The organism is Parafrigoribacterium humi, assembly GCF_040227205.1.
In the GTDB taxonomy this organism is placed as follows: Bacteria; Actinomycetota; Actinomycetes; order Actinomycetales; family Microbacteriaceae; genus Parafrigoribacterium_A; species Parafrigoribacterium_A humi.
The window spans coordinates 86369-97321 of the sequence record NZ_JBELOA010000010.1 but is presented as its reverse complement, the minus strand read 5'-3'; the positions used below and the strand labels follow the sequence as shown (position 1 = coordinate 97321).

The window sequence follows — 10953 nt, the reverse complement described above, 5'->3', positions numbered from 1 at the left end:
AGTCACGAAGACCTCCGGTTTCAGATGTGAGCTTGGTAACCCACATCGTGCCGGAGGTCTTCGCTAACTCAAACGTTCACAACGTCCCTGGGAACTACATCTAGCCACAGTTCTCTGGAGAGCGCAGCCCCAGCCGTCTACGGAAACACCGGTCGACTCATCTGGAAATACCTCCTCAGGCCAATGATCCAATAGCCTCTTGACATGCCCCTAGACCGAGGACTGATCGAATTTGCGTCGGCCGTTGAAAACGCCGACAGCTTTCCGCGCCCACTGTGCCCCGTCTGTCAGGCAGGCTATTTGCGGTTTTCGGCGCCGTCCGAGACAGAGAACGCCGAATCTTATCGAGCACGAAACCACGAGGCCTGGGAGCCGGAATGGATTTTCGGCACCTTTGTCGCCACTGCCGAGTGCGAGAACAACAAGTGCGAGCAGAAAGTTCACGCACTTGGCACTTACCGTGTTGACACTGCAAGGACCTCGCGCGAGCGCTACGAGGATTATTCGATGAGTTACGACTCGCAGTACTCGACTTTCTACACGATTACCTCTATGAGCCCGCCTCTCGTACTTATGCGTCTCCCGGAAACCGCGCCGGAGGAGGTACGAGAAGGAGTCGAGCGCGCGTCCGCAGTGCTCTTACTTGATCCCGGCCTCGCTGGTACCGCGCTGCGTGCCGCTGTTGAACGTTTCCTCACAACTCAAGGCATTCCCGCCAAGCGATCGGGCGGCGGGTTCAAAAGTCTCGACGAACGAATCCGTGACTGGAAGCATGCAAGTCCTAACCGAGCAAGTGTCGCCGATTTGCTGCTAGCAGTAAAGTGGATCGGCAATGCGGGTAGTCACGAAGTGTCCGATGTTAGCGTCAAGGAGGTTCTCGACGGGGTCGAAATCCTTGACGAGGCATTTCATCGACTATTTGTTGGCCCAGACATCGACGCCCGTGCAGAAGCTATCAACTTGGTCAAGGGTCCAAAACGCGCTTCCCTGCAATAGGTGTTGCAGGGTAACGGATGATGCGTTGAAGACAGAACCCCGTTGCGCTTGTCAACCGTAACGGGCCGCAACTTTGTCGACGTGGCCTAACTTTGCTCTCAAGAACTGCTGTTCAGGTGGCTTGGTCTCAGCTATTTCAACTTCCATAAAAGGATCATCCGTATAGTTGAGCGCCAGACGGAACCGTCTCGCTGGCTTGGATAGGCTGCGTGTGTGCGTTACACGATCACCGACCTCCTGGCATACGGTTTCGTCGGCTTCATCTCGTTTCCTACTTGGTCTAAGGCTGACGTCGTCGCGCCAGGGCAGCCCGATGTCGAAGGTGTGTACGCCGTGCTTCGTGAGGACGTGGCCGTTCCAGAGTTTGTTGACGATACTCGACCAGTGCCGCATCGACGCGCACGCACCGCCGCTGAAGCGGCCGATCGGTGGGTGACCGGCGTAGGGGTTCTCTATTTTGGGATGGCACCGCTGCGACGAACGTCGAAGCACGGGACTCGATCGGGACTGGCGCAGCGTATATACGAATACCAGCGGCACGGGCTCAACGGTGGATCAAACCATCACGGAGGAAAACTCATCTGGCAAACGAGTGAGCCGTCTACGCTTTTCATTGCGTGGAAGTCATTACCCGAGGGAGAAAGCAGAGGAGTTGAGAGCGGCCTCATTGCCGGCTTCCAGCAGCGGATGGGCAAACCACCGTTCGCTAATACTGGGGCTCCAAAAAAAGGTGTCGCGCCGATATTCCTTTGAGCTCTGAGGGAAAAGAGGAATATCCGGGGGTGTGCGGAGGAAAGCACATTTCAGGCGCGGGAAAGGTGCCTGCGTATCCGGGCTTTTAGAGGTTCTTGGTACAGCCCACCATTGTGATTTTCCCGTAGCGGAGTCGCCGACATGGTGTCACCCTGTGTGAATGCGACCATTACGGTATTCGATCAACGTCTCGCTCGACAGCTGCGTCGACCACATGGCGGGCACCCCCGACGAGGAGACTCACAACCACGCGGCGCAGACCATTGCGCGTGCCGATGCGATCATCCTTGGTCGCACCACTTACGAGTTGATGGAGTTCTGGCGCACCGCGACAGATCTGCCCGAGTGGATGCGCCCATTCAAGGAATCGATCGACTCGGCCAAAAAATACCTTGTCTCGAGCACGCGCGAACCGGACGGCTGGAACACCGAAGCGCTGATCGGTGACCCCATCGAGGCGGTCAGAAAGTTGAAGGAACAGTCAGGAGGCGGGCTGTACGTCGGCGGCGTCACGCTGCCGCGCGCCCTGGCCGACGCCGGACTCATCGACGAGTACGAGTTCGTCGTGTACCCGACACTCGTCGGCCACGGGCCGCGGCTCTTCGAGGGTCTCACTCGGCCACTGAACCTGCAGCTCGTCGGGACCACCGAGTTCGCCTCAGGGGCGCGAGCCGAACGCTACATCCCGGTCGGCGGATCCTAGTCGGTGGTCGATCAGCGCTGAGTCGCGGCGCGAACTGTGTGACGTGCTCTCAGTCGGCCGCGACCTCGTCGACGGAGCCCGCGAGTGGCACGACGGCATCCGGATCGAGGCGAGAACGCTGCCGCCGCGACGCCGTCAGCACCACGAGGAGGAGCGCGACAGCGATGACGAGCAGGATGCTGCCCGCGAGGGCGATCGCTCCGGTCACGCCCATCAGGCCGCCGAGCACGCCGACGACGATGCCGCTTCCGACGCGGAACCCCATGCTCGTCATGGCGTAGGCGCCGATGAAGCTGCCGCGGCGGTCATCGGGCGCAGTGAGCTGCACCACGGTGAGACTCGTGGAGTCGGAGACGAGGCTCGCGAGCCCGGCGACGACGAGCACGGCCAGGCTCAGCGGGTAGTTGCGAGAGAGCGCGAAGGTCACGTACGCGATCGCCATCACGAGAGTGCTGACGATCGCCAGCCGCGTGCTGGCGCGCACTCGACCGATCGCTTCGAGCGAGAGCCCGCCGACCACCGCGCCGAATGACATCGCAACGATCAGGGCGCCGTATCCGAGGCCGGAGTCATCCTGGCCGAGCAGCGCTCCGAACTCGGGGAACAGCGGCATGAGGGCCGTGCCGATGAGCAGCCCGACAGCCCCCTGGAGCACCACCACCACGAGGATCGACGGATGCCTGGGCAGGTCCCGCAGCACCCCGAAAACCGTCGAAAAGCTGATGCGCCGCGACGGCTGATCCTGCTGGCGATGCCCGTCGACCGGCACGATGAACAGATAGATCATGAAGGGCAGGTAGAGCGCGACGTTGATGAACATGCCGAGCGGGGCGCCCACCACGAACAGCATCGCTGCTCCGAAGGCGGGGCCGACAAACTGACCGAGGCTGAGGCCGGTCGACATCAATCGCACGCCGCTCGGCACGACATCCCGGCCCACCAGGTCGAAGATCATGACGCCGTCCGCCTGCCGCCAGACCGCGCTCGCCAGGCCGTGCAGCAGGAGCAGCACGAGGCAATGCCAGGGTTGCAGCGTCTCCGTCAGCAGCAGAACGCCCCAGCCGACCGACGCGAGCATGAACAGCCCGCAGCCGACCTGGATGATGCGGCGACAGTCGTAGCGATCGGCGAGAGCACCGAAGGCGATGCCACCCAGCAGGTGCGGGATCCAGTGGCTGATGACGGCGAACCCGGCAAGCAGAGGGGAGTGGAAGTACTGCCACATCGCCCAGTAGGTGATGGCGTGCTCGGCGTTGTCTCCGGCCATGAGGAACGAGCCGCCGAGCAGGTATCCCTTGTACCACGGGGCGCGAAGCGCCGCGAACCTCATTCGTTTACCCGCATGGTACTGAGATTCTTGCATACCGCGAGATACGGGGATCACGCAGGCTCCGCTCGGATCTAGGCTGGATGGGCGACGTGGGGCGCAGGTGCCCCTGCCGGAGCCAACGAAGGACGGACCACTGATGCAATTTCGCTACCTTGGAGCCTCGGGAATGAAGATCTCCGAGATCACCTACGGCAACTGGCTGACCCACGGATCGCAGGTCGAGAACGATGCGGCGACGGCGTGTGTGCACGCGGCGCTCGACGCGGGCATCACGACGTTCGACACGGCCGACGTGTATGCCAACACCCAGGCAGAGACGGTGCTGGGGGAGGCCCTGAAGGGGCAGCGGCGACAGTCGCTCGAGATCTTCACCAAAGTCTTCGGCGCGACCGGGCCCAAGGGTCACAACGATGTCGGCCTGTCACGCAAGCACATCCTCGAGTCGATCGACGGCTCTCTCGGCCGCCTGCAGACCGATTACGTCGATCTGTACCAGGCGCACCGGTACGACTACTTCACCCCGCTCGAAGAGACGATGCAGGCCTTTGCGGACGTCGTTCGGGCAGGTAAGGCCCTCTACATCGGCGTGAGCGAGTGGACCGTCGATCAGCTTCGCGCGGCCGCTCCACTCGCCCGCGACCTCCACATCCAGCTCATCTCCAACCAGCCGCAGTATTCCGCGCTGTGGCGAGTGATCGAGGCGGAGATCGTGCCCGCCTCGAAGGAGCTGGGCATCTCACAGATCGTCTGGTCACCGGTTGCCCAGGGGGTCCTGACGGGCAAGTACAAGCCCGGCCAGCCGGTTCCAGAGGGGAGCCGCGCGACGGATGACAAGGGCGGGGCTCGCGCCATCAGCCGCTTCATGCGGGATGACGTGCTCGAGCGCGTGCAGGCGCTCACTCCGATCGCGGGTGAACTCTCCCTGTCGCTCGCACAGCTCGCGGTCGCGTGGGTGCTGCAGAACGACAACGTGGCCACGGCGATCATCGGGGCGTCGAGGCCCCAGCAGGTCGCGGAGAACGTGGCTGCCTCTGGAGTGGTGATTCCGCGGGAGCTGATGGCACGAATCGACGAGGTGCTCGGAGATGTCGTCGAGCGGGACCCGCGCCGCACGGAGGAGAGCTCTCCGCGCCAGCGCGAGGCATAAGTACTGTTCGTATGCTGCTGGCGACCCAGCGTGGCACGACGATGACCCGCTCGTCGACACGTCGAAGCGCTGGGGCGGCGCGCTCGATCGCCTTCGTCGCTACGCCACGGCGCAGCAGGGTACGGCGTTCACGTCCACGGGAGAGGAACAGCGGATCGAGGCGTAGCGTGGGGAGCGGGCCGACTACGCAGTGGATGGAGTGGCAACCGCAATGACGGATGAGAAAGTCGGGTCAGACGCAGACCTCGAACGAGTGGGCAGCGCCTTGTACGCGCGCGCGGGCGAACCCGTCGTGGACTCGCGCACCTGCGGCCCAGCTGGGTGCGGAGCCGCCGCGACGACGGTGTTCGACGCGCTCGAGCCCGGCGGAAGCTTTGTGCTCGTCGCCGATCACGACCCGGTTCCGATCCGCTACATGCTGGATGCCACTCGTCCGAGCGCGGCGGAGTGGGAGCCGCTTACCGAGGGGCCGGAGCTCTGGCACACCAGAATCAGGCGCGCTGCGGCGGTCAACTGACCTTCATCGCCTGGTGCGACGCGGCGAAGACGATCGAATCCGCGGTCACGCCGACGAGTCCGAGGTTGACCCTCAGGAGCGTCGGCGGGAGTTCGTCGCCCGGCGGGGGAGTCGCGGCACCGAGCGTGATGCCCGCGCCTCCCGGCAGCGTGGCCGTGAGAGAGTCGACGTAGACCTCGACGTGCCCGCGCAGTTCCATCCGATCTGCGGTGGACACCAGGGCCGGCCCCGTTGCCTTGCGCACGCCGAGCATGAAGCCGTCGATGACGATGTCGTCGGCCGCGAGTTTGAGAACCGGAATTCTCGAGCCGTCGGCGAGGGCCACCGTCACGGCACTGACCGACTGCAGGCCCGAGAACGAGATCGAGGAGCCGCCCAGTTGTGCCGCCGGCTGCGTGAACACCGGCGCGCCCGTGTCGGGCTGCGGAGGTGTGGACGGTTCGGCGGGCGGAGTCGCATCGCCCCCGGTGCCGTCGAGCGGGTCCGGCAGGGGGATGAGCGGGCTCTGCGACGGTGACGGCGACGGACTCGGCGACGAGCAGGGGAGCAGAACCGGGATGCAGAGCGTGGCCGGTGCGGAGTTCGGCACCGGTGTCGCGCCTATCCCGGTCATCGCGACCAGGAGGCAGGCCACGATGGCTCCGCGGCCGGCGAAGCGTGAGGGCGTGCGCGATCCACTCACGCGCGATGCCCCCTGGGCGAGATCGGACGCGCGTCATCGCGGGCGCTCTCGTGCTGCTTCGGCATCCACGACACGGTGAGGATGCCCCCGATCGCGCCCAGCAGCATGCCGATGAAGAAGCCGCCGAGGTTCAGTCCGATCAGCGAGTAGACCGCGACAACGAGGGAGATGATCCCGTAGAAGACACGGTGAACCGGCATCGCGATCGCGAGGATACCGAGCACCACCAGCAGGATCGGAATCACCGTCGCCTGCAGGCCTTCAATCCCGAGTTGGACATGGATCCTGCCGATGTCGAGCTGCCCGGAAAAGAACAACTCGATGCCCGCGAGTATCGTCAGCACGCCGCCGAGGAACGGGCGCTCGCGCCGCCACGTGGAGAACCGCGCCCAGCGCGACATGCTCGCCGTCTCGCTGGCGGTGGTGGGCTCTGACATGGTCAGAAGCACCCCTTCGAGCCATCGGTCAACTGCACGTGCATGTCCTTGAGAGTGAACACGGAGGCCTGTGTGCTCCAGGCCGTCTGCTGCAGCCCGGTGATCTTGATGGTGTCGGCATCCTGAGCGAAATCACCGGCGGTGCCCTTGTGGCTCGTGTTCACGGTCGATGCGTCCACGCCGATCCGGATGTTGCCGAAGCTCGAGTCACCCTTGAGGTCCGTCATGCCGATCTGCAGGTCGGTGGCCGTGGCGGGCTGGCCGCCCCCGCCAGCGGTGATGAGCATCCCGGCCTTGCCGAGCGGCGTCTCCGTCACGACCGACTGGCAGAGATCCGTGAGGCTGGCCGAGCCGATGTTCGCGATGGCGACCTGGTGCTGCTTGCCAGCCGTGTCGGTGGTGACCCCCGCGTACTGCGAGAAGCCCGTTCCGGTGAGCTGGGATGCGCTGATCTGGAACTGGCTGCCGGACACCGAGAACGACACGGGCACCGCGCCCTGGGCGACACCGCCCATGAGCAGGGTCGCGGCCACGGCGACGGGAACGGCGGTCAGCAGGATCCGGCCAGCGTGGGTGGTGGTGAGTGCGCGGAACTTCATCGGTCCTCCTTGGTTTTGGCGGGAGGAACGAGCCCTGCGGACCGTTCCCGAATACACGCCGACCAAACTTCCCTTCCGACGCTAGGAACCTGTTGACCTAATGTCAACAGATTCCCACGGAGTCTCGAAAAGATGTAAGGAAACTGCCAGCTTGAGCCCGGTGTGCGCTCGGAAGCGCGGTTAGGCTCGCAGCATGGGAACGGATCGGCGCTCACGACTTGCTCCGGAGGAGCGCCGTGCCCAGCTGGTTGCGCTCGGGGTCGCCGCACTCGCGGACCAGTCCCTGGAGTCGCTCACGATCGAGCAACTCGCGGAAGGAGCCGGTGTATCCCGAGGTCTCGTCTTCCACTACTTCAACTCGAAACTCGGGCTGCATCGCGAGGTGGTTCGCACCGCACGAGACAGCATGCTTCACGCGACCGAGCCCGCCACCGATCTTCCGCCACTCGAGCGACTGCGCGACACCCTGACGCGGATCGTGCAATTCGTTCGAGACCATCGCGGAACGTTCTACTCGCTCGTGCGTGGTGCCGCGAGCGGAAGCCCGGAGGTGCGCGAGGTCGTCGTCGAGGCGAGGCTCGCCCAGGCGGAGCGGCTCATCGAGGTCTTTCGCGAGCTCGGTGCCCCGGATTCGGAGCTTCTGCGCATCGCCCTGCGCTCCTGGGTGGTGTTCGCGGAGGAGGTGCTCGTGGAGAGCGCGATCGACTCAGACATGTCGTCTCGGGAGATCGTGTCGTTCCTCGAGCGCAGCGCTCAGGCGGTCGCAGCATCCGTCGACCGCGCGAGCTGATTCAAAATCGTACAGTGTCAGGTTTTGACGATATGATGAGAGGCGTCGAGGATCAGTCCTCCGTGGTATCAGGCCCGGGCAGGATGTGTTCCAACAGTGCGAGGGAGCGGTGGACGTCGACCGTGTCTGGAGCAAGCAGCCACTGCACCTGCAGTCCGTCGGAGGCGGCGATCACGAGAGCTGCGGCATCCGTCGGATCGATGTCCGCGGAAACCTGGCCGTCGGCCTGTTCCTCGCGGATGCGGGCGGCCAGCCGCTCGCGCAGCATGCGGAAACGCTCGCGAATGAACTCTGTCGATGCCGCGTGGTCGTTCTGCAGGGCATCCGCACTGAGCGTCGCATACAAGCGCACGAGCCCGGGGACATCGCGATTGCGCTCTGCGCTGTCGGCCATGAGTTCTACCGCCGCGCCCTCGCTGGGTGCCTCCGCAGAGAAGCGTTCCTCGTGAGCGCGGTAGACCGCGACGAGCAACTCGTCGCGCGAGGCGAAGTAGTGGCGCAGGGTCGCGTGCGAGACACCGATCGCCTCGCCCAGGGTGCGCAGGGAGGTGCCGTCCACGCCGCGCGTGGCGAACTCCGCGATCGCGCTCTCGATGATCTGGCTGCGCCTCGCGACGCCCTTCGCATACGGCCTGCGCGTGGGGGAATCGTCGTTCGCCTGGCGCTCGGTCATCTCAACATCGTAGGCCGGGTTGGCTCCGCGGAGAGCCGTGGCACCTCCGGGCCCCTCGCCCACCACCTCGGAATCACCTCTCGAAAGGATCGACAATGACCACTCCATCGCCTCGCATCGCCGAGCTCCTGGGTCGGCTCACGACCGAAGAGAAGGTCGGTCAGCTCATCCAGTACTTCTACTTCTCTGCCCCCGCGGGTTCGCCGGAGCAGCGCGATGCCGTGGATGAGTCACTGGACCGGGGAGTGGTTGGTTCCCTGCTGTTCGTGACGGATCCGGCCACGATCAACCGGCTGCAGAAGCGCGCGATCGAGGGCAACGCCCACGGCATTCCGCTGCTGTTCGGCTTCGACGTCGTCCACGGGCTGCGCACTATCTTCCCCGTGCCGATCGCGATGGCCGCGTCCTGGGACGAGGAGACCATCGAACAGGCGCAGGTGATCGCGGCGAAGGAGGCGAGGGCCGTGGGCATCCACTGGGCCTTTGCTCCCATGGTGGACATCGCGCGTGACCCGCGCTGGGGTCGGATGATCGAGGGTGCGGGCGAAGACCCGCACCTCGGTTCCGTGGTTGCGGCCGCCCAGGTGCGCGGGTTCCAGGGCGAGAGGCTCGGAGCGGCGGACCACATCATGGCGGGCCCGAAGCACTTCGCAGGCTATGGGGCGGCACTCGGCGGTCGAGACTACGACGAGGTGGACCTCTCCGACCAGGAGTTCTGGAACACCTACATCCCCCCGTTCCGCGCGGCCATCGAGGCCGGGGCGGGCAATATCATGTCCGGCTACATGGACCTCAACGGCGTGCCGGCGAGCGGCAACCGCTGGCTGATGACCGAGGTGCTGCGGGATGCCCTGGGCTTCGACGGCTTCGTCGTCACGGACGCGAACGCCGCAAAGAATCTCGAGACCCACCACTTCGCGAGTGACCAGCAGGATGCCGCGGTGCGGGCGCTTCACGCGGGTATCGACATGGAGATGGCCATCGAGCAGCCCGCGTTCGAGAACCTCGTCGACGCGGTCGAGAGCGGCAGCGTGGACGTCGCCCGCCTCGACGACGCCGTACGGCGGGTGCTCGAGGCCAAGGAGGCGCTCGGCCTGTTCGAGCAGCCCTATGTCGACGAAGCCAGGGCAGAGCGCGTGCTCTCTGACCCCGCGCACCGCGAGGCGGCAGAGCGCACCGCGGAGCGCACGGCGGTACTGCTGCGCAACGAGAACGCGATCCTGCCGCTGGCTGCGGACCTCCTCGAATCGGTCGCGGTCATCGGGCCGCTCGCCGATTCCCACCGCGACACGATCGGCCCGTGGGTGTTCGACTACGACAGTGACGAGACGGTGACCGTGCTCGACGGCATCCGTGATCGCCTGGCCGGTGCGGCGTCCGTCGTCTTCGAGCGCGGCGTCGCCGAGCCGAGGCGCACCTTCCCGTCGATGTTCTCGATGTTCGGCGACAACAGCCCGTCGGCCCCGGAGGGCTTCGACGCGGATGCGGCGCTCGCCGACGCGGTGACGGCCGCGGCAGACGCCGACGTCGCGATCCTCGTCCTCGGCGAGCAGCAGGACATGATCGGAGAGAGCGCCTCGCGCTCCGAGCTGTCGCTGCCCGGCGAGCAGCAGAAGCTGCTCGAGGCCGTTGCGGCGACAGGCACTCCCGTGGTGCTCGTGCTCATGAGCGGACGTCCGCTCGACCTCCGCTGGGCATCGCAGAACGTCGACGCGATCCTCGAGGTCTGGTACCCGGGAACCCGCGGAGGCGCCGCGGTCGCGAACCTGCTGTTCGGAGACGCGGCCCCCTCGGGCCGGCTTCCCTTCACCTGGCCACGCACGGTCGGACAGGTTCCGATTCACCACGCCGTCACTCGCTCGCACGAGCCGGAGAAGCAGCACACGCGGTACTGGAACGAAGAGAGCACGCCGCTGTATCCCTTCGGGTTCGGGCTCGGCTACACGCGTTTCGCCTACGCGAATCTTCGCGTCGACGCGCCCGAGATCGACCGGGACGGCACAGTCACGGTCTCGGTGGAGGTGACAAACGCCGGCGATCGCGATGGCGTCGAGGTCGCGCAGCTCTACCTGCACCAGCGGTTCGGCACCTCGTCTCGGCCGATGCGCCAGCTCGCGGCGTTTCGCCGGGTTCAGATCGCGGCGGGGCAGTCCAGCACGGTGACTTTCGAGATCGGTGCGGATGAGCGCCGCTACTGGAGCGCGGCGACACGCGGCTGGGTACTCGACGCGAGCCTGTTCGACGTCTGGGTCGGCGGCAGTGCGGACGCGGAGGCGCACGCGGAGTTCACCGTGCGCTGAGGCCCCGGCGACGTGCTCTTTCACCG

The 10953-nt window shown here is 65.4% G+C and carries 12 protein-coding genes; 7 read left to right on the top strand and 5 right to left on the bottom strand.

Features of this window, described 5'->3' with window-relative positions; genetic code table 11:
* The first annotated feature begins 204 nt into the window (after positions 1–204).
* The 3 genes from ABUA28_RS13350 (at position 205) to ABUA28_RS13340 (ending at position 2452) form a co-directional block, all read left to right on the top strand.
* On the top strand, positions 205–996 hold the full coding sequence (locus ABUA28_RS13350; RefSeq protein ID WP_349904736.1) for a DUF4145 domain-containing protein: 792 nt from the start codon (positions 205–207) through the stop codon (positions 994–996).
* 213 nt (positions 997–1209) lie between these two features.
* Positions 1210–1749, top strand: coding sequence for a hypothetical protein (locus ABUA28_RS13345; RefSeq protein ID WP_349904735.1), 540 nt, complete (start codon positions 1210–1212; stop codon positions 1747–1749).
* Between the two features lie 160 nt (positions 1750–1909).
* The gene (locus ABUA28_RS13340; protein ID WP_349904734.1) at positions 1910–2452 is read left to right on the top strand and encodes a dihydrofolate reductase family protein; all 543 of its coding nucleotides are present in this window, start codon (positions 1910–1912) and stop codon (positions 2450–2452) included.
* Positions 2453–2501: 49 nt separating this feature from the next.
* On the opposite strand, the gene ABUA28_RS13335 is transcribed toward ABUA28_RS13340, so the two are convergent.
* Positions 2502–3782 carry an MFS transporter gene (locus ABUA28_RS13335; RefSeq protein ID WP_349904733.1) on the bottom strand — a complete coding sequence of 427 codons (1281 nt, stop codon included), beginning with the start codon at positions 3780–3782 and terminating at the stop codon, positions 2502–2504.
* A gap of 136 nt (positions 3783–3918) precedes the next feature.
* Between ABUA28_RS13335 and ABUA28_RS13330 the strand changes: the two genes are divergently transcribed.
* Entirely contained in the window at positions 3919–4929 is a 1011-nt protein-coding gene (locus ABUA28_RS13330; protein WP_349904731.1) for an aldo/keto reductase family protein, read from the top strand.
* A 211-nt stretch (positions 4930–5140) separates the two neighbouring features.
* Positions 5141–5446, top strand: a complete 306-nt coding sequence (locus ABUA28_RS13325; RefSeq protein WP_349904730.1) for a DUF2249 domain-containing protein — start codon at positions 5141–5143, stop codon at positions 5444–5446.
* Here the strand turns inward: ABUA28_RS13325 and ABUA28_RS13320 are convergent.
* From ABUA28_RS13320 to ABUA28_RS13310, 3 genes are read right to left on the bottom strand one after another with little or no spacing between them, the layout of a single operon-like run.
* The gene (locus tag ABUA28_RS13320; RefSeq protein WP_349904729.1) at positions 5439–6128 is read right to left on the bottom strand and encodes a hypothetical protein; all 690 of its coding nucleotides are present in this window, start codon (positions 6126–6128) and stop codon (positions 5439–5441) included. The genes ABUA28_RS13325 and ABUA28_RS13320 overlap by 8 nt on opposite strands.
* A complete protein-coding gene (locus ABUA28_RS13315; protein ID WP_349904728.1) occupies positions 6125–6565 on the bottom strand; it encodes a DUF6114 domain-containing protein in 441 nt (146 codons plus the stop codon). The genes ABUA28_RS13320 and ABUA28_RS13315 overlap by 4 nt, the downstream gene beginning before the upstream one ends.
* A 2-nt stretch (positions 6566–6567) precedes the next feature.
* A complete protein-coding gene (locus tag ABUA28_RS13310; RefSeq protein ID WP_349904727.1) occupies positions 6568–7164 on the bottom strand; it encodes a DUF6230 family protein in 597 nt (198 codons plus the stop codon).
* A gap of 193 nt (positions 7165–7357) precedes the next feature.
* On the opposite strand from ABUA28_RS13310, the gene ABUA28_RS13305 reads away from it, so the two are divergent.
* Positions 7358–7954 (top strand): TetR/AcrR family transcriptional regulator, encoded by a 597-nt coding sequence (locus tag ABUA28_RS13305; RefSeq protein WP_349904725.1) that lies wholly within the window; start codon positions 7358–7360, stop codon positions 7952–7954.
* A gap of 52 nt (positions 7955–8006) precedes the next feature.
* Here ABUA28_RS13305 and ABUA28_RS13300 read toward each other — a convergent pair whose 3' ends face one another.
* Positions 8007–8627, bottom strand: coding sequence for a TetR/AcrR family transcriptional regulator (locus ABUA28_RS13300; RefSeq protein ID WP_349904724.1), 621 nt, complete (start codon positions 8625–8627; stop codon positions 8007–8009).
* Between the two features lie 95 nt (positions 8628–8722).
* Between ABUA28_RS13300 and bglX the strand changes: the two genes are divergently transcribed.
* The gene (gene bglX, locus ABUA28_RS13295) at positions 8723–10927 is read left to right on the top strand and encodes a beta-glucosidase BglX (RefSeq protein WP_349904723.1); all 2205 of its coding nucleotides are present in this window, start codon (positions 8723–8725) and stop codon (positions 10925–10927) included.
* The last annotated feature ends 26 nt before the right edge of the window (positions 10928–10953 follow it).